This is a genomic window from Propionimicrobium lymphophilum DSM 4903, assembly GCF_000423485.1.
Classification (GTDB): Bacteria; Actinomycetota; Actinomycetes; order Propionibacteriales; family Propionibacteriaceae; genus Propionimicrobium; species Propionimicrobium lymphophilum.
In genome coordinates this window covers 50,629-69,292 of sequence record NZ_AUIB01000004.1, presented here as the reverse complement: position 1 = coordinate 69,292, position 18,664 = coordinate 50,629, and the positions used below count along the sequence as shown (strand labels likewise).

Here is an 18,664-nt window from a genome sequence, read left to right as displayed (position 1 = left end):
CCGCATTAACCCAAAGCCGCTAGCCCCGGAGCCGTTGGCTAAAACTTGCCGTCGGTGTCCGTGGCCAGGCCCTCGTCGACGAGCACCTTAACGATATGGTCGATGCTGGCCTGTCGGGGTTGGCGCCCGTCGGGCAGGGTTGTTTTGGCCGAGTAGTAGCCGAACTTGCCGGTGTGGGTGAGCGCGCCCAGGTCGACGAGCTGAATCCGGCCGTCCCTGATAGCACGATTCCACGACGTGTTCTTAAAAATCCGCCAGCGCCGCGGAAACAACAGCAGCCCTGCCTTGGTGACGTTATCCTTGTGCCCGCGCAGGTGCCAGATTTTCACTGCACGATCGATTCCGGGGTCGGAGCTTGTGATGCCGGCCATCGAAATGACCCGAACCGGCACACCGAGCGCGGACAGATACCAGGTGGCGCCGAGAGCTATTTGCGCGCCACCGCTCCAACCGAGCAAAGTGACCGGCTTCTTCTCCTCGGGCTTGTAGCCGTGACGAAGCAACGCCGCCGAGATCTGTTCGGCGACCGCCAGGTTGAACACCGGCCCATACCTGCGGTCGGAACTGACAAGCATCTGGAAGGCGTTACGCACGTTGATCATGACCGCCAAAAAGCGCCCCGGTTTTTTCTCGAATTTCCAGATTCTCAGCCTCTGCCAAAGCCCCGAGAAGCGTCTGCCGGTGGTCAACGCCTGGTTTTCCACAGAATATGGGTAGATATCCCAAATAACGGTGGTCTTTCCGAGGCGCTTGGCCAACTCATCGACGACTGGAACCTCAAAAACGGGCAGCTGGTCGGGCCCGCTAGTGCCGATGCCGGAAAGGTAAACCAGATAGTGCTCGTCGCCATCCTCCGCAACCACCGGTTTCGGCCGGGCAACGTTATCCGCCACCTCGGCCGGTAGCTCTATTTCTTGCTCGAGCGGGGCCTGCTTTGCCTGCTCGAGTCTAGGCCAGTCGATAATTGGGGCGTCAGGCGAAGAATCCAGATGAGCATAGTTGCGCTGCCACCAAGACAGGGCCTCGCCGGGGGCGAATAGGCCGGCGATCACCAGGCCCAAAACCATGACCAAAATAATCTGCAAAACGATCATCAGACTCGCCTATCCTCTGCAGCCCTCATCAGATCGTCGGACGTTACGCCTTCGCTCCCGCTGACCCACCTGAAAACGCGGGTGGCGAGCCTTATCGGGGCCAGCTCGAAGGACCAGTCGATGATCTGCGCGCCGAGCCAAGCGCCCAGCGTCAAAAGCAACGCATTTGGCCTGGTCAAACCTAGACTGACTATGGCAAACGACCACATCGCCAGCAGCACCCAGACGTTCAAAATTCGCGCGATACCCGGGCCCGTGTAGGGCAGCACGACTAAGAAACCGAACCAGAACGGACCGTACGACGCGAGCACCAGGGGCAGCACCTGACTCAGCGACAGATCGACACCCAAAAACAGGTTTCCGAGCAAGATGAACAGCGCTGACTGGATGGCGCCTTTCAGGAGCATCCCCGCAGCCGACGTCAACAACGTCATGGCCATGCGCAGCCCACGCACCCTATTAATAGCCAGCACCGCCCACTGCCCGAGCATGGTGGAGACGCCCGCAACCAATCCAATGCCAACCGACACCGCCCAGCCGCGCACACTGCCGCCATCCCCGTTCAGGCTCAGGGAAGCGCCAAGCGTGGCAAAAAGCGCGCCCAGGTAATCGTTCATATCTTCATCTTCGCACGTCCCCGACAAGCCCACGATGCCGCCCATTGCGGCAGGAACCCCTCAAACACTCGTGTGGGAAATAACCACTTATCCACAGTTATCCACAGGGTTACCAACATCGCTGTAATTACATGCCTGTAATTATCCCCATTCTGGGGATAATCCTGTGGATAACTCTGTGTATTTACGCGTGACTGTCGATTTATGCCGGTTTTTTTATCCGGCTGATCCTGGTGACGTGGTGGTTGACCTGGGAACATCTCGACGGTTGTGGGAGTTCGGGTCTTTTCGTCACTGGGCACGTGTCTCCGCTGCGTTCTCATCGCAAGCGATGAATCACTTCGTTCCCGCCACGCCTTTACGTTCCTTCAAAGACCCGAACTCCCACAACCTCAACCTGAAAAGTGGCCACCCGGGCCCAAGTGCAAAAAACGAGGAGGAAAAAGTTCGACGTCGAACAATTTCTTCCACGCTGATTCGTAAAGATTTAGCGGGAACCAAAACGATCGACATCGAACAATTTCCTCAACGCTAATCCCGTCGACGTACAAACCAGCCACAAGAGGGAGCTGCCAGGTCAGAAATCGACCAGAAGCTAAAAGATCAACCAGCTCCAATGGAGTGCCGGAAAAATCAAAAATGGGTGAAGATAGTCTTTAGCCATGAGCAATGATAAGTACGAACGTCCGGTGCCGAACATCGGCGACGCGACGAGCCATGTAGACCGCCAGCAGGATCCGGAAGCGTGGAGCATGGGTGAGGCAGTTACCGCCGCTCTGGATGAGGTTATTTCTGCAAGGCGAGATATCAGAAGGTATCGCGCCGACGAGGTGCCGCAGGAACAGGTCGAACAGGTTTTGACTGCGGGGCATAGGGGCCCTTCGGTTGGACATTCGCAACCCTGGCGCTTCATTGTGGTCAGCGACCAAGACATCCGCGACCGGGCAGCAGTGATGGCAGACCGCGAGAGGCTACGTCAGGCGAAGCTGCTGACTCAAGACCGCGCGGCGCGACTGCTGGACCTTCAACTGGAGGGCATTCGCGAGGCCCCGCTTGGAATTGTGGTGGCATGCGATAGGCGAACCCCATCATCGGGAGTGCTAGGAAGGAACACTTTCACCGACGCGGACATGTGGAGCTGCGCGGCCGCGATCGAGAACATGTGGCTTGCCGCCCGGGCGCGCGGGCTTGGCATGGGCTGGGTGACGCTGTTCGACCCGGCAGAGTTAGCCGAAATGCTCGGGCTACCCGAGGGCGTGGAGACGCTAGGTTGGATGTGCCTGGGCTGGCCGGACGAGCGCCCGCCGTCGCCCGGCTTGGAGCGCCGCGGATGGTCGAAACGCCTGCCGCTGGAAGAAGTCGTGCTGAGAAACCGTTGGCCACAGTCCGACGAGCCGTCCGCACCCGTTTCTGGGCTACGCGAGGATCTGGCCGAAAAGTACGCGAACATGCAGGTCAGCGCGCCCGGCAGGTTGGACGTGGTCGGTGCCCGCGACGAGGCCGATCAGCTGTTGACGCCTCCGGGATCATTGGGCAAGCTCGACCAGGCGCTCGACAGGCTGGGTGCCGCGATGGACAAGGTTGATTCCGGCACGCTGGTCATCGTTGGCGCAGATCACCCGATCACCTCGCACAGGATTTCAGCGTTCGATTCATCCGTCACATACGAGGTTATGCGTGCTTCGGCGGCCGGCTCTTCGCTGGGTGCAGCCACCGCAAAAACTATCGGCTTGACCTCGGTGACAGTAGACGCAGGCGTGAACGAGGGGCCTATCGAGGGCGCAATAGACCTGCGGCTGCCCGGCCAGCGCGGCGACATCGTCACCACTGACGCAATGAGCCTCGAACAAACTAAATTGCTGGTAGAGCGCGGCATCGAGCTGGGCGAGAAGCTATCCGGCGATGGCCTGGTATGCCTGGGCGAAATCGGAATCGGAAACACCACCGTGGCCTCCGCGCTGGCGTGCGCGCTCGCCGGCCTGAGCCCCGAGGATGCCGTCGGCCTGGGTGCCAGCAGCGACTCCTCGATGGTTGAACGCAAAATCAAGGTTCTGACAGGCGCATTCGAGCGCCTTCAGGGACGCGACCTGCGCGACCCGATCGAGGCTCTCGCCGCCGTCGGTGGCCCGGAATTCGCCGTGCTGACGGGCGTCGTCTTAGGCGCAGCCAAGGCCGGCAGCGTCATAGTTTTAGATGGCCTCGCGACGAGCGTCGCCGCGCTGGCTGCCGTCCAGATCAGCGCCGGAGTGCAAGGCTGGCTGATCGCGTCCCACGTCAGTCGCGAACACGCCCACCAGAAAGTTCTCGACGAGCTCGGCCTCGAACCACTCCTCGAGCTGCGGATGCGCGCGGGCGAAGGCGTCGGTGCCTGCTACGGAGCCCAAATGCTTCTGACGGGGATGCGCGTTCGTGAGGCCGCCGCCCGGTGGACGCCAACCTGCTAGCCCAGTTGGCTACCTTTACGTGGACGCCAACCTAGCTCTATCAGTTGGTAACCAGCCTTGCTTATTAAGTGGTCGCGACATTATTGCGGCAGATTTGGCTCGTAGACGAGCCTTTTTTGACGCAATAATTCGTATGACCACCTAAAGGCATGAGGTTGTGGGAGTTCGGGTCTTTGAAGAAACATCAAGGCGTGGCGAAAGCGACGATATCCAAGCGCCAAAGCGCTTGGATGAGGAGCGGAGACACGTAGCCAGTGACGCAAAGACCCGAATCCCACAACCGTCAAAAGCAACCAGGCAACCGCCAACCAGGAATGTCCAAACTAACCACCAATCAAGAGCACCAAGAAAAGCCACCAGAGGAAGGCACCCAGGCCCCCGCGTCACGCGAAGCGGTAGCTAGAGGCCTCAAGGATGGGTAATGACCCTATTTGTAGACCCGGGGGACTCGCTTGGCGATTAGGCAGAGAACCTCGTAGTTGATGGTGCCCATTTCGTCGGCGAGTTCGTCGGCGGTGATCTGTTCGTCGCCATCGCGGCCGAGGAGGGTCACCTCGTCGCCAACTTTGAGCGGAGAATTTTCACAATCTCCGAGATCGAGCATGGTTTGGTCCATGCAGACCCGTCCGGCGATGGGATACGAAACCCCGCCCGAAAGCATCCTGCCATGGTTACTGAGCAGCCTGGAATAGCCATCGGCGTAACCGACGGGGACTGTGGCGATCCAGCGGTCGGTATCTGCGCGCCAGGTGCGTCCATAGCCGACAGTCTCACCGGGCCCGATTTTGCGGAGCGCGGAAACTTTCGTCTTCCAGGTCAGGACGGGTTTGATGTCAAGGTTCTTGCCGCTGGCAGGATCGGGATAGTAGCCGTAGATGATTATTCCGGGACGCACCATGTTAATGCCGCTCAGGTCGTGGCCGAGGACAGCACCGGAATTCGCCGCGTGCACGTATTTGATTGGCGGCAGACCTGCGTCCTGGCGATTCTGCTGGATTAGGGTCGCTGCGGAGTTGAACGCTTTGAGTTGGGCGACGGTGAATTCCCGCCCGTCTTCGACGTCGGATACGGGCAGGTGAGTGAACAGGCCTTCAACATTGAGGCCGGCCTGCTGCGCTTTCGTCGCGAGATCGAGGGCGCCGGACGGATCGACTCCGATTCGGTGCATACCTGTGTCGAGGGCGATGTGTACAGGGGCTCGGAACCCGACTTCGGCTGCCTGGCGTACGCCGTCTTCGTCGACGATAGTGATGGACACGTTGGCGTCGGACAATGCCGATAGTTCTTCGGGGAACGCCGGGGAAAGCCTAAGTATCGGCAGCGTGATGCCCGCCTCGCGCAATTCCAGCGCCTCGGGCGTGTTCGCGACGGCTAAGTGATTAGCCAACCGGTTATCTTGCAGGTAACGCGAAACCTCGATGGCTCCGTGACCGTAACCGTTAGCTTTGACGGGCACAAGCAGCGCACGGTCACCTATTTTTGACCGCACGGCGGAGACATTAGCCCCCAGCTGCTGCAGGTCGATGATGGCGTGCGTGGCATAAAGCATGAAACCATAATGGCACTTGTGGGTGACAAAGGGCTTCAGAATTGCTCTCTGGGGCTAAATTCCACAGAGTTATCCACAAGCTGGTGACGTTTTTCCACGCTCAAAATCGACTTGTTGGTTTGCTCTGTGGATTGAGATAATTGTTTGGTCACGAAATACGTCCACAGCGGGTGTGAAAACCTTGTTACTTTCCTGTGCGTAGCTTGTGTACAGCTGTTAAGAGTTTTCGGTATCCACATTCACCAGAAGTTTTCCACAGGTTATTAACACTGCGAATAACAAGTATAAAAACACAGTTGACTAGGTTTTATGGGTGGTTATCCACTAATTCACAGAAGTTATTACTACTACTAGATTTATAAATCTCTTAGTTAATAAAAGTAACCGGTGTGGAAATCTGGAAAATGGCCGTAACCGGACCAAATAGAATTCTTTAAATCAACAAAGCAAGACCCTCAAGATCAACTCAATGCTGTTAGGTGAAGAGCTGAGATCAAGCGGGTATGCTCGTAGTGATAGGCGTTATGTCTAACCAGTTTTTAAATGAAGCGAGGGAGAACTGATGAAAATTCGCATCGAAAGCGACGCGATGGCCGAAGCCGTAGCTTGGGCAGCGCGCAGTCTTCCCAGCCGCCCGTCCGTTCCGATTCTGGCGGGTCTGCTGATCAAGGCGGACGCTGACGGCGTCGAAATGAGCTGCTTCGATTACGAGACCAGCGCTAAGGTTTCCGTCCCGGCTGAGGTCATCGATGAGGGGCTAGTGTTGGTCAGCGGTAAGCTGCTGGCCGATATTTCTCACAGCCTGCCGAAGAAGCCGGTGGAGATTTCCAGCGACGAATCCACCGTTCAGCTGGTTTGTGGCTCTGCGCGTTTCACGCTGCAGATGCTTCCGGTGGAGGATTATCCGTCGCTTCCCGAGATGCCTTCGGCCAGCGGCGCTGTAGAGTCCAGCAAGTTCTCCCAGGCCATCAACCAGGTTGCGGTCGCCGCGGGTCGCGACGAGCTGCTGCCGGTGTTCACGGGCGTGCGTATCGAGATCGAGGACGACAAGCTTTCCATGCTGGCCACCGACCGCTACCGCATGGCGCTAAAGGAAATGACCTGGAACCCGTCGAAGACTCAGATCGAGGGGTCTGCGTTGGTTCCGGCCAGGGTGCTGAGCGAGGTTTCGCGTTCCCTGACCGGCGGTGAACAGGTTTCCGTGGCTATCTCCCACAGCGAGGGCACCGGCGACGGAATCATTGGTCTGACCGGCGAAAGTTCCGGCTGCAAGCGTGAGCTCACCACCCGTCTGCTGGGCGGTGAGTTCCCGAAGGTTCGTCACCTGATGGACATCACCCCGAAGGTGACGGTTAAGGCGAAGACTTCCGACCTGATTTCGGCGGTTAAACGCGTCTCGCTGGTGGCCGAGCGCAACACTCCATTGCGGATGCTGATTGCCGACGACCAGATCGCGCTGGAGGCCGCGACTGGCGACCAGGCTCGCGGTTCAGAAGCCGTGGAGGCCGTCGTCGAGAACATGATCGGTGGCGAGCTGAGCCTGTCCGCGGCCGGCTTCAACCCGCACTACCTGCAGGATGCGCTTTCGGTGCTGACCACGCCGTACGTCTACTTCGCATTCACCGCGGCCGGCAAGCCGTGTCTTGTTCAGGGCCTCGAGTCGCTCGACGGCACACCGGAGCCCGATTACAAGCACGTCATCATGCTGATGAGATTGCCGAATTAAAGAATTCAAGACATAAAAAATGCCCGAGATAATCTCGGGCATTTTTGCTTAGTTGGCTTAATCGTCGAGCGCGGGACGCCTGCTGACGAATTGTGCGCGTGCGTAGCGGCTGATCGCGAGCGTGTTGTATGAATCCGTCACCAGGCCGATGCCGCCGCCCACGATCGGCACCCTCTTGCCGGCCATGCTGGCCATCTGCTTGCCGCCGGATTGGCTGAGCAGCGAGGTGGCGACCCTGCGCGAAATGGATTCAGACAGTTCGTCGTCCAAAACGGGGGCCGTCGCGATGACGAGCGGCGAACCGGGAAGATCCCCGGAAGCCACCAGCTCGTTGACGATCTTTTCGCCCAGCAGAGACATCATGATGGCCTGCTGCACCTGGCCCGATTCGATGTCGTAGCCGCGCAGGTGCGCGATTGCGCCCACCATTCGTCCCTGAATTATGGAAATTGCGACCATTCCAGCCGGCATTCCGACGACGCTAGCCACCGCACCGCCAAGACTCGTCACGAAACCCTGCGTCCCAGCAAGCGAGACGTGCAGGTTAACCAGCCTGTCGATTGCCTTCTCGACGTCGCCGCGTCGTTTGCGCAGGTGATGCCCGGCCGTTTTTTTAGCGCCGGGCAGTACTTTGTTTCCGTTTATGGCCTGGTCGATTAGCCAATGGAACATTTTTCCCACAGAGTTCGGGGCGGCGCTGGGCAGCACGGCGATGATAGATTTTCCAATTTCGCTTGCGGATCTGGACATTGTCGGCCTCCTAAACTTTCATGGCCTCTGCAGCTTTAACGCCGTTGGGCGTCAAAAACTTCCGTTATGTGACCAATTAGCCGCTCTGTTGTGTGCACGGCTAGCCCCTTCATTCAAGATTAACGCGCACGCATTTGGGCGGGTGCTCATCAGTGCATTCATATTGCCTACAATTGCCTAGACGAATAGGAGTACAGATGAGCGCTAATACCGCAAAGATAGAGATCGACGGTACCACCTACGAGCTCCCAATAGTTGTGGGGACCGAGGGCGAGAAGGCCATCGACATCAGCCAGCTGCGTGCAAAGACTGGCTGCATCACGCTTGACGACGGCTACGCAAATACCGGCTCCTGCAAATCAAAGATCACTTTCATCGACGGTGAGGAAGGCACGCTTCGTTACCGCGGCATCCCGATCGAGGAGCTTGCCGAGCGCGCCAGCTTCGTCGAGACCGCCTGGCTGCTGATTTTCGGCGAGCTGCCCAACACCGAGCAGCGCGAACATTTCCGTTCGCTGCTCACGAAATACTCTGCGCTGCCTACGGCGATGTTGAAGCATTTCGACGCCTTCCCGGCTAACTCGAACCCGATGGCGATCATGTCGGCGATGATCAACTCGCTTTCGATGCACGAGCGTCCGTTGATCGTCCACGGCGACGAGGAAGCCTTGATTGACTATGCCGCCCGCCTGATTTCCAAGGTTCGCACGATCGCGGCCGCCGCATACAAGTCGAGCCGCGGCGAGCCGATCATTCAGCCTAAGGACTCGCTGAAGTACGTCGATAACTTCCTGCACATGATGTTCTCGAAGACCTACGATCTCTACGAGCCACTGCCCGAGGTGAGCCAGGCAATCAACCAGTTCCTGGTACTACACGCAGACCACGAGCAGAACTGTTCCACGTCCACAGTGCGCATGGTGGCATCCGGCCAGGCGAACATGTACGCGGCTTGTTCTGCGGGCGTCGTGGCCCTCTGGGGTCAGCGTCACGGTGGCGCCAACGTCGCCGTGGTGCAGATGCTGCAGCGGATGCTTCGCGAACACATCACGCCGAAGCAGTTCCTCGAAGAGGTTAAGAAGCGCGAGAACGGTAGCCGCCTGATGGGCTTCGGCCACCGCGTCTACAAAAACATGGATCCGCGCGCGAAAATCCTGCGCAAGGCCGCCGGCAAGCTGCTGAACACGATGGAAAGCAGCGATCCGCTGCTGGAGCTGGCCGAGGAGGTCGCCGCCGAGGCGCTGGCCGACGACTACTTCATCGAGCGTAGCCTGTACCCGAACGTGGACTTCTACTCGGGCATCATCCTGCGCGCAGTCGGTATCCCGCTGAACATGTTCACCGTCATGTTCGCGATCGGGCGCATGCCCGGCTGGATCGCCAACTGGAAGGAAATCAACGACAACACCTCCCAGCGCATCTACCGCCCGCGTCAGCTCTACATCGGCAAGCCGCAGAATCACTGGGTGCAGCGCAACAAGCGCGGGTAGAAATAGTTGGCCCGGCCGATGGCCGGGTTAGTCTAGTTCCCATGCTTGGATACCTTGGCCCCGAAGGAACTTTCACTCATCAGGCGTTGCTGCAGCTAGTTTCCGGTGACGACATGAGGCCGTACGCCAGCGTCGGTTTGGCGCTGGAGGCGGTGCGAGATGGCTCTGTCGAGGCCGCCTTGGTGCCAATTGAGAATTCCGTCGAGGGCGGCGTGACGGCAACGCTTGACGACATCGGTGACCCGGCTAATCCGCTGCAGATCGTCCGCGAGACGGTGCTGAACATACGCTTCAACCTGTGCACAAGGCCGGGTGTGCAGCTGTCCGAAATTAAGACGATCGCCAGCCATCCGCACGCTCTTGCGCAGGTGCGCAACTGGCTTGACGAGAACTTCCCCGAGGCCGAGATCATGCGGGTCGGGTCCACGGCTCAGGGCGCCAACTTCGTCGCCGAGGGCAAGGTGGACGCCACCGTCTGCTCGGCCATCGCCGGCGATCTAAACGGGCTAGAAGCACAAGTCAGCGACGTCGCCGATAACCCGTCGGCCACCACCCGTTTCGTTTTGGTTACTAAGAGGCAGAAGTCCCCGGCGCGCACCGGCCACGACAAGACCACCCTGGTGGCCTACATGCACCGCGATGAACCTGGCGCTCTGCTCAACATTTTGCAGCAGTTCGCCGTGCGCGGGGTCAATATGTGTCGCATCGAGTCGCGTCCCACCAAGACATCTTTGGGTAACTACTGCTTCAGCATCGACGCCGAGGGCCATATCGAGGATCTGCGCCTGGCCGACACCCTGATCGGCCTGAAGCGGATCTGCCAGGACGTGATTTTCCTGGGCAGCTATGAACGGGCGAATGGCGTCGAACCGATGAATCAGCGCGGCGGAACCGACCCCGAATACACCGACGCGATGAACTGGGTGCGTTCCATCGGCGGACGGATCTAGGCGCGCAGCATCTCCACCAGAACCGCCTTGATTGAGTGCATCCGGTTTTCGGCCTGATCGAAGATTTCCGGGTGGGCCTCGAAGACGTCGTGGGTGATCTCCAGGCCACCGGTGATGCCGGTTAGCTGGGTGATTTTGCGCCCGATCTTTGTGTTGGAGTCGTGGTATGCGGGCAGGCAGTGCAAAACGCGCACGTTTTCGCCGGCTCTGTTCAGCAGCTTCTGGTTGATTTGGTAGGGCAGCAGCTCGTCGACGCGCTGCGTCCAGATTTCGTCGGGCTCACCCATGGAAACCCACACGTCGGTGTAGACGAAGTCCGCGCCCTCTACCGCGTCGATGTCGTCGGTTATCGTGATCCGCGCACCCGACTTAGCTGCTATTTCTGCGGCTGTTCGCTGCACGTCGGCTGCCGGCTGCAGGATCTTGGGGGCCAGTAGCCGAATGTCCATACCCATCATCGCGCCAGAAACCAGCAGAGAATTAGCGACATTATTTCTGGCGTCACCCAGGTATGCCAGGCAGACCTCCGACAAGTCCCTGCCGGTGTGTTCGAGCATGGTGAGCTGGTCAGCGAGCATCTGGGTGGGGTGCCATTCGTCGGTCAGGCCGTTGAACACTGGCACACCAGCGGCTTCGGCCAAAGTTTCGACGCGCCCTTGCCCGAAGCCGCGGTATTCGATGCCGTCGAACATGCGCCCAAGCACCCGTGCCGTGTCGGTGATCGATTCCTTGTGGCCGATCTGCGAGGCAACCGAATCTAGATAGGTGCAGTGGCCGCCCTGGTCGTGAATTGCAACCTCGAACGCGCAACGAGTGCGGGTGGAGGTCTTCTCGAAGATCAGTGCGACATTCTTGCCGACCAGCTGCTGACATTCCCGCCCATTCTTCTTATCGGCCTTCAACTTGGCCGCGACATCTAGAAGGTGAGCCCATTCTTCGATCGAAAAGTCCGTTTCTTTTAGGAAACTGCGTCCCCGCAAATCCATGTGTTTGCCTTTCGTTGCGCCTCGAGAAGAGTTTGCAGGTGAGAATTGTCAGCTGCTGCGTCTAACCTTATAGACATGAGCTTATTTCTAGTGGGTGGCAGGCCGTTTCCGAATCAGCCTTCGCTCGCCCCTGTTTTCGACGCGTTCGTCACCCAGGCCAAGGATTTTTTCACAGCTGAGGAAAAAGTAGCCCTGTTTCTGGTGGGCGATCCGGCCGACGAGCAGGACCGCAACGTCAAGGAGCGCGCCCAGTACGAAGAGGTGCTGCGTGAACGCTGGCCGGAGGCGCAGATCGAAACTTTCTGGCTGAACGGCGATACGGAGACGTTCGAGTTCCCCGACGAAAAATCCATCTGCGCGATGATCGTCGGGCCGGGAATGCCGTCGTCGGTGCTCAGCTATCTGGCTGGAAACAAGTCCACCATTGGCAGGCTGGTCAGCGCAGGAGTGCCGTACCTGGGCTTTTCAGCCGGTGCCGCGATCGTCGGAAAGTACGCCATCGTGGGCGGCTGGAAGAGCAACGGACGCCAAATCACCACACCCGAATGCGCCTACGGGTTCGACGAGTTGACAATCACCGACGGCCTTGGGCTGATCGGTCCGAGCGTCGAGACACACGTCGATGCGCGTTCTGCAATGGGCAGGGCCATTGAGGCCATGCTCGTTGGTAAAATGGCCAACGTAGCCGCAATTGACGAGGCCACCTGCCTGACCGTAACTCCTAATGGGCGCACGCAGCTGGCAGGCGAGGGCAGGGTAGCCTGGTTGTCGAGGGCCGGCGCACACATCGACATCCGGTTTGAATCGGCACCAGAGCTTTCCAGGGGTTAGAGAATGCAGATTTTAGTTGTTGACGACGATCAGGCCGTCCGCGATTCGCTGGCGCGGTCGCTGCAGTACAACGGTTACGAGGTCAGCACGGCAACCGACGGCCTGGACGCGCTGGCCAAGCTCGCGTCTGAGAACGTCGACGCCGTCGTCATGGACGTCATGATGCCCCGCCTGGACGGCCTCGAAACCACCAAGATGCTTCGCGAGAACGGCAACGACGTGCCGATCCTCATCCTCACCGCCCGCGATGCGGTGGGTGATCGCGTCGATGGTTTGGACGCAGGCGCAGACGACTACATGGTTAAGCCGTTCAGCCTGGACGAGCTGCTGGCCCGGATCCGGGCGCTAACTCGTCGCACCAAACCCGAGCACGAGGAGCCCAGCGAGATTCTGCACTTCGGTGATCTCGAGCTCGATACGGCCACGCGCGGCGTCAGCAGGGGCGGGCGACGCATCAGCCTCACCCGCACGGAATTCGCGCTGCTTCAGGTGTTCATGGAGCACCCGAATCATGTTCTTGAGCGTGGTTGGCTGCTCAACGAGGTGTGGGGCTTCGATTTCCCCACCACCGCTAACTCGCTTGAGGTTTACATCGGCTATCTGAGGCGCAAGACAGAGCAGGAAGGTGAACCGAGGCTCATCCACACCGTCCGCGGCGTGGGCTACGTGTTGCGTGAAACAGCGCCGTGATAGGCAACAAAATCCGCGGTTGGGTGGCCGATCTGCTGGCGCAGTGCAGGTCGCTGCCTGGACGAATCACGCAGATTATTGCCCTTTCGATCGTGGTCGGTTTGCTTCTGGTTGGGGCGACCAGCTTTTTCACGGCTAAGTCGTCCATCTACGACCAGATGGACGGCGAGCTCGCCGACGCGGCAATTGACGCGTCGATCTATCTGCAGTTTGACCTGGACGGCATGGCGGGCATCAACTCGACCGCCTTGGACGCCGCCAATCTATCGATGGTTTTGGTTCGTTCCGACGGCACGCTGCGGAGTATTTCCGGTGCATCCGTGCCCGTGAAGACGGGGGCTGCAGAGCTGGCCATCGCCCGCACCCAGATGGGGATTTCCGCCAGGACGGTGCTCGGCGTCGACGGTCAGAAGTACCGCCAGGTGGCCGTTCCGATGACGACAAGCAACGACAAGCTGGCGGTCGTAATCGCCCGCCCACTTTCGCACGCGAAAGCGGTGATCGGCGACATGAGCTTCAACATCTTCTGGGTTTCGGCGCTCGTGTTGGTGGGCAGCATTGTTGTCGGATACTTCGCCTCCCGCTCCCTGATGGTTCCGCTGAACACCATGGCGAAGGCGGTTTCGCGCGTGACCGAGACCGACGAGCTGGTGCCCATCGGCATCCACAGCGACGACGAGATCGGCATGCTCAGCAGGAACTTCGACACGATGATCCACTCGCTTTCCAGCTCGCGCGAACGGCAAAAACGGCTGATCGCGGACGCCGGCCACGAGCTGCGCACGCCACTGACCTCCATGCGCACCAACATCGAACTGTTGGTGGCTGATCAGAAGTCCGGAATGCTGCCTCCTGGAGCAAAGGACGAGATCCTCGCCGACGTCTCCGCCCAGCTCGCCGAGTTCACCTCGCTGGTTGGCGATCTGGTTCAGCTAAGCCGCGACGATTCGGTCAATGTCAGCCGAAAGGTGCTCGATTTCGCGGAGGTGGTCACCGACGCCGTCACAAGGGCGAAGCGTCGTGGCCCGCACATCACTTTCGACGTCAAACTGGAGCCGCTGTTCATCGTCGGCGAACAAGATACTCTCGGCCGAGCTGTCACCAATCTGCTGGACAACGCCGTGAAATTCTCGCCCAGGGAAGGCCACATTTTCGTCCGGCTGCATGACGAGACCCTTACCATCGAGGACGAGGGCCCCGGCATCGCCGAGGAGGACCTCGATAACATCTTCGACCGTTTCTACCGCTCCGACAAGGCAAGAAACACTCCGGGGACGGGTCTTGGGCTGTCTATCGTTAAGCACACCATCGAGGCGCATGGCGGTTCGGTGTGGGCGAGCAACTCGAATTCCACCGGCGGAGCCAAGTTCACCGTCGTGTTGCCCGCCGCCGACGAGGAAGAACTGGCCGAACTGGACCAGTGACCGGCAAGTTTTAAGCTCAACTAGACTGGCAACCGTGTACGTAGACCGCCTGGAACTCGCAGATTTTCGCAGCTACGAGTCTGCCCGTCTTGAGCTCGAGCCGGGCGTCACCGTGTTTCAGGGACGAAACGGCCAGGGCAAAACGAACCTGGTTGAGGCCGTGGAATATATTTCCACGCTCGCCAGCCACCGCGTCTCGCAAGACCTTCCGCTACTTCGGTTCGGGCGCCAGCAGGCCGTCATTCGCGCCCAGGTGGTCGCAGGCCTGGACGACCCGCGTCGAATCCTGCTGGAGCTGGAGATCAACCAGGGCAAAGCAAACCGCGCGAAACTTAACCGTGGCCAGCTAACCAAAGCCTCCGACATGCTCGGCATGCTCCGCGTCGTGCTGTTCAGCCCCGACGACCTCAACTTCGTCAAAGGCGACCCCTCCGACCGCCGCAGATTCCTCGACGAGGTGGTGGTTTCACGCTGGCCGAGGATGGCCGGCGTGAAGTCCGACTACGACCGGGTGCTTCGCCAACGCAACACTCTGCTGAAGCAGATCGGTGCTAGATCCGGCTCCCCCGAGGGTCTGGACGACGAATACACCCTGGCAATCTGGGACGAGCAGCTGAGCGAATTCGGGGCCGAGCTGCTGGCGGCCCGCCTGGACTCGCTCACCGAAATGATCCCGTTCGCCTCCGGCGCCTACGAGCAGATCGCGCCCACTAACAACTCAGTAAACGCCCAGTACAAGTGCTCCTTCGAACTGCCCGAGGAGTCCACCGTTGCCAGCCTGCGCGATGCGATGCGCGCCCAGCTGACTGCCCGACGCAGCGAGGAACTGGCCAGGGGAATCACGCTGCTCGGGCCGCACCGAGACGACATCGCCCTGAGTATCGGCCCGCTTCCTGCGAAGGGATACGCCAGTCACGGCGAGGGGTGGTCGCTCGCGTTGAGCCTGCGCCTCGCCACGTTCCAGCTGCTAAGCTGCGACGGCATCAACCCCGTGCTGATTCTCGACGACGTCTTCGCCGAGCTCGACCAGGTGCGTAGACAGCGCCTAGCCGACGCCGTGCAGGACGCCGAACAGGTTCTGGTTACCGCCGCCGTCGGAACCGACGTGCCCGAGAAGCTGAACGGAAAATACTTCAATGTCACAACCGGCCACGTAGAACCCGCCGACGGCCCGGAAACCGTTAGGGACGAATCGTTCGAGGAAACGCAGAGCTCTCCCGAGGACGAAATGACGTCTAACTTTGGCGAAGACGTCTCCGATTCCGGCGAGGCATCAAAATGAGCGACGAAGAACCAGTCCCCGGATTCGACCCCACCGGCATCGAGTTGGCGCTGAAAATCTCCCGCGAGGTGGCCGGCGTCCTGCCCCCGCCCAAAGGCGTCGTAAAGAAGAAGGTTCGGCGCCGCAAAAACGTTTCCCCGCAGTATTCGGGTTCCGCATCCGACGCGCGCGACCCGCAACCTCTCGGCAAAGCGTTCGGCAAATTTGTCCAACGCCAGGGCTGGCAGACCCAGATCGGGGTGCGCACACTGCTTTCCCAGTGGCCGCAGCTCGTCGGCACGGCCGTAGCCGACCACTGCAAACCCGTGGGATTCCGAGAGGGCGTGCTGCAGGTGCAGGCCGAGTCAACCACATGGGCCACCGCGCTCCGGACACTAGCCCCCAAAGTCATCGCGTCACTTAACGAATCTCTTGGTCAAGGATCCGTCACCAGGATCGACATCAGGGGGCCGGCGGCGCCGAGCTGGAATCACGGGCCCAGATCCGTTCGCGACGGCCGCGGCCCGCGTGACACGTACGGTTAATATTCGTGCAACCCTGGGCCTAAATTGGGTGAAAGTGGCTGTGGGCAAGACCTCCATTCGGGTGTGCGCATATGCTAGGAGCATGACCGCAAAGTTGATTCTGCTTCGCCACGGCGAAAGCAAATGGAACAAGAAAAACCTGTTCACCGGCTGGGTTGACGTAGACCTTAATGAAAAGGGCATCAGCGAAGCCACTCGTGGTGGCGAACTGCTCGCCGAGCAGAACTTGCTGCCTGACGTCGTTCACACTTCCGTGCTGCGCCGCGCAATTCACACCGCATACCTGGCGCTGGACGCCTGCGACCGTCACTGGATCCCCGTTAAGCGCAGCTGGCGCCTCAACGAGCGCCACTACGGCAAGCTGCAAGGCCTCGACAAGTCAGAGATCCGCGACCAGTTCGGCGAAGATCAGTTCATGGCCTGGCGTCGTAGTTTCGACCAGCCGCCGCCCGCAATCGACAAGGACGGCGAGTGGAGCCAGTTCGACGACCCACGCTACGCCGACCTGCCCAGCGAGATTCGTCCGCTGACCGAGTGCCTAAAGGACGTCGTTAAGCGCATGCTTCCGTACTGGTACGACCAGATCGTCCCCGATCTTCGTGCCGGCAAGACCGTCCTGATCACCGCACATGGAAACTCGCTGCGCGCGCTGGTTAAGCACCTCGATGGCATCGGCGACGACGAGATCAGCAAGCTGAATATCCCGACTGGTATTCCGCTTTACTACGAGCTCGATGACGACCTGAAGCCTGTCACAAAGGGTGGCCGCTACCTCGACCCCGAGGCAGCAGAGGCCGGCGTCAAGGCCGTAGCCAACCAAGGCAAGTAAGCCAACAAAAATATCCCGCGCTAACCTGCGCGGGATATTTTTATGCCCAAAACGTATTCGTGAGGAAGAAAAGGTTCGTTGTCGAGCTTTTTCATCCCCGTTGTTTTCTGGCTAATTAGCGTGGAAGAAAAAGTTCGTCTACGGAGTTTTTTTATCCTCGTTGTTTCTGGTGACGTTTGTGGTTGGCCAGGTTGCTTGTGGTCGGCTGCTTGCCTGGACGGTGTTGGTCGGTTGCTGGTCTGGGTTGGTTTGTCGAGCGAGTCGCCGTGTCTTCGTTTATCTCTTATCGCTTGCGCGATGTCGAGATTTCACTCTCGCCACGCCTCAATGCTCGCCAAACCAACCCAGCTCCACCAGCCTTACTCGGTTGAGTGGTCGCGGCATTATCGCGGCAGTTTTGGCTCGTAGACGAGCCTTTTTTGACGCAACAATTCTGAAGACGTGTTAAGTGAGTACTTAGATATCTGAGGTTGTGGGAGTTCGGGTCTTTGAAGGAACATCAAGGCGTGGCGAGAGCGACGACATTCAAACGCGAAAGCGTTTGAATCAGGAGCGGAGACACGTTGCCAGTGACGCAAAGACCCGAATCCCACAACCGACAAGAAGCTATCGGGGTGACCATAAACAGGCCAACCCAATCCAGGCCAGCAGCCGACCTTAAGCTTCCAGAGCAGCAGCCGGCCTTGAGCAGCCAAGACAGCAGACGTCCCTGTGCTTCCAGGCCGACAACCGACCATGTGCGTCCAGCCAAACAAAAGTACGGCTGGTTACGTCGTCGGCCAGTCTTCACCCTCAGGCATTTCGCCGGTGATGATGTAGATGGTGCGTTTGCCGATGGCGACGGCGTGGTCGGCGATGCGCTCGTAGTAGCGGCCAAGCAGTGCGACGTCAACGGCCTCCTCCACACTGTATGGCCAGTCGTTGCCGACCATCATGCGGAACTGGTCGCTGCGCAATTTGTCCATCTGGTCGTCCTCGGTGACGAGCTTCTCGGCCTCGTCCGCGTCACGCTCGGCCAACACGCGGCCGGCAATGCCAACCATGTCTTGGGCGATGGAACTCATGTTGCGGAAATTCTCCACCAGGCCGTCCGGAACCGCTCGGTTGGGGTAGCGCAGGCGGGCGATCTTGGCGACGTGAGCGGCCAGGTCTCCCATGCGGCCTAGCTCGGCGACCATCTGGATGGACGCAACGAGCGTGCGCAGCTCGCCGGCCACCGGGCCCTGTGTCGCCATCAGGCTGAACGCTTGATACTCAACGTGGTCGTGCACCTGGTCGATACGGACGTCGGACGAGATGACCCGTTCGGCGACGGACAGATTCACGTCCAAGAGAGCAGTAGTGGCGTCGCGCACCGCGATCTGAACAGAGTCGGACATGACGACGAGATCGTTGACGATCTCTTGCAGTTCGCTGCGGTATAGCTCGCGCATATGGAGGCCTTTCTTTGGTCTAACGAATTCAGCCTACATTCCGCC

At 59.5% G+C, this 18,664-nt stretch carries 18 protein-coding genes; 11 read left to right on the top strand and 7 right to left on the bottom strand.

Annotation, left to right across the window (positions count from 1 at the left end):
- Positions 1 to 38: 38 nt before the first annotated feature.
- Together G556_RS0102950 and G556_RS0102945 are read right to left on the bottom strand one after the other, a co-directional pair.
- A complete protein-coding gene (locus G556_RS0102950; protein WP_028821702.1) occupies positions 39 to 1,094 on the bottom strand; it encodes an alpha/beta hydrolase family protein in 1,056 nt (351 codons plus the stop codon).
- The gene (locus G556_RS0102945) at positions 1,094 to 1,711 is read right to left on the bottom strand and encodes a hypothetical protein (RefSeq protein ID WP_162139746.1); all 618 of its coding nucleotides are present in this window, start codon (positions 1,709 to 1,711) and stop codon (positions 1,094 to 1,096) included. The genes G556_RS0102950 and G556_RS0102945 overlap by 1 nt, the downstream gene beginning before the upstream one ends.
- 190 nt (positions 1,712 to 1,901) lie before the next feature.
- On the opposite strand from G556_RS0102945, the gene G556_RS0102940 reads away from it, so the two are divergent.
- Both G556_RS0102940 and bluB read left to right on the top strand, forming a co-directional pair.
- The gene (locus G556_RS0102940) at positions 1,902 to 2,246 is read left to right on the top strand and encodes a hypothetical protein (RefSeq protein WP_162139745.1); all 345 of its coding nucleotides are present in this window, start codon (positions 1,902 to 1,904) and stop codon (positions 2,244 to 2,246) included.
- 127 nt (positions 2,247 to 2,373) lie between these two features.
- On the top strand, positions 2,374 to 4,155 hold the full coding sequence (gene bluB / locus G556_RS0102935; protein WP_028821699.1) for a 5,6-dimethylbenzimidazole synthase: 1,782 nt from the start codon (positions 2,374 to 2,376) through the stop codon (positions 4,153 to 4,155).
- Between the two features lie 427 nt (positions 4,156 to 4,582).
- Here bluB and alr read toward each other — a convergent pair whose 3' ends face one another.
- Positions 4,583 to 5,704, bottom strand: a complete 1,122-nt coding sequence (alr, locus tag G556_RS0102930) for an alanine racemase (protein ID WP_028821698.1) — start codon at positions 5,702 to 5,704, stop codon at positions 4,583 to 4,585.
- A 562-nt stretch (positions 5,705 to 6,266) separates the two neighbouring features.
- On the opposite strand from alr, the gene dnaN reads away from it, so the two are divergent.
- Positions 6,267 to 7,430: a DNA polymerase III subunit beta gene (gene dnaN, locus G556_RS0102925; protein ID WP_016454987.1), complete on the top strand. Its 1,164-nt coding sequence runs from the start codon at positions 6,267 to 6,269 to the stop codon at positions 7,428 to 7,430.
- 57 nt (positions 7,431 to 7,487) lie between these two features.
- Here the strand turns inward: dnaN and G556_RS0102920 are convergent, their stop codons facing one another.
- On the bottom strand, positions 7,488 to 8,180 hold the full coding sequence (locus G556_RS0102920) for a hypothetical protein (protein ID WP_016454986.1): 693 nt from the start codon (positions 8,178 to 8,180) through the stop codon (positions 7,488 to 7,490).
- A gap of 197 nt (positions 8,181 to 8,377) precedes the next feature.
- On the opposite strand from G556_RS0102920, the gene G556_RS0102915 reads away from it, so the two are divergent.
- Entirely contained in the window at positions 8,378 to 9,670 is a 1,293-nt protein-coding gene (locus G556_RS0102915; protein WP_016454985.1) for a citrate synthase, read from the top strand.
- Between the two features lie 41 nt (positions 9,671 to 9,711).
- Entirely contained in the window at positions 9,712 to 10,620 is a 909-nt protein-coding gene (gene pheA, locus G556_RS0102910; protein ID WP_028821697.1) for a prephenate dehydratase, read from the top strand.
- Here pheA and argF read toward each other — a convergent pair.
- A complete protein-coding gene (argF, locus tag G556_RS0102905) occupies positions 10,617 to 11,606 on the bottom strand; it encodes an ornithine carbamoyltransferase (RefSeq protein WP_028821696.1) in 990 nt (329 codons plus the stop codon). The two genes, pheA and argF, sit on opposite strands and share 4 nt — an antisense overlap.
- A 75-nt stretch (positions 11,607 to 11,681) precedes the next feature.
- Here argF and G556_RS10965 point away from each other — a divergent pair, with 75 nt between their 5' ends.
- From G556_RS10965 to G556_RS0102875, 6 genes are all read left to right on the top strand, one after another.
- On the top strand, positions 11,682 to 12,437 hold the full coding sequence (locus G556_RS10965) for a type 1 glutamine amidotransferase family protein (RefSeq protein WP_155941725.1): 756 nt from the start codon (positions 11,682 to 11,684) through the stop codon (positions 12,435 to 12,437).
- A gap of 3 nt (positions 12,438 to 12,440) precedes the next feature.
- Positions 12,441 to 13,127 (top strand): response regulator transcription factor, encoded by a 687-nt coding sequence (locus G556_RS0102895; protein ID WP_016454981.1) that lies wholly within the window; start codon positions 12,441 to 12,443, stop codon positions 13,125 to 13,127.
- A complete protein-coding gene (locus G556_RS0102890; RefSeq protein WP_051176599.1) occupies positions 13,124 to 14,551 on the top strand; it encodes a sensor histidine kinase in 1,428 nt (475 codons plus the stop codon). Before G556_RS0102895 ends, G556_RS0102890 begins: the two co-directional genes overlap by 4 nt.
- Before the next feature lie 34 nt (positions 14,552 to 14,585).
- Entirely contained in the window at positions 14,586 to 15,833 is a 1,248-nt protein-coding gene (gene recF, locus G556_RS0102885; protein ID WP_028821694.1) for a DNA replication/repair protein RecF, read from the top strand.
- Complete coding sequence (locus tag G556_RS0102880) at positions 15,830 to 16,357, top strand: DciA family protein (protein WP_028821693.1); 528 nt, start codon at positions 15,830 to 15,832, stop codon at positions 16,355 to 16,357. The genes recF and G556_RS0102880 overlap by 4 nt, the downstream gene beginning before the upstream one ends.
- 82 nt (positions 16,358 to 16,439) lie before the next feature.
- Positions 16,440 to 17,186, top strand: coding sequence for a phosphoglyceromutase (locus G556_RS0102875; protein ID WP_028821692.1), 747 nt, complete (start codon positions 16,440 to 16,442; stop codon positions 17,184 to 17,186).
- 499 nt (positions 17,187 to 17,685) lie between these two features.
- Here the strand turns inward: G556_RS0102875 and G556_RS0102870 are convergent, their stop codons facing one another.
- Together G556_RS0102870 and phoU are read right to left on the bottom strand one after the other, a co-directional pair.
- Complete coding sequence (locus G556_RS0102870; RefSeq protein ID WP_028821691.1) at positions 17,686 to 17,937, bottom strand: hypothetical protein; 252 nt, start codon at positions 17,935 to 17,937, stop codon at positions 17,686 to 17,688.
- Between the two features lie 16 nt (positions 17,938 to 17,953).
- Positions 17,954 to 18,619 (bottom strand): phosphate signaling complex protein PhoU, encoded by a 666-nt coding sequence (gene phoU, locus G556_RS0102865; protein ID WP_016454976.1) that lies wholly within the window; start codon positions 18,617 to 18,619, stop codon positions 17,954 to 17,956.
- Positions 18,620 to 18,664: the final 45 nt, after the last annotated feature.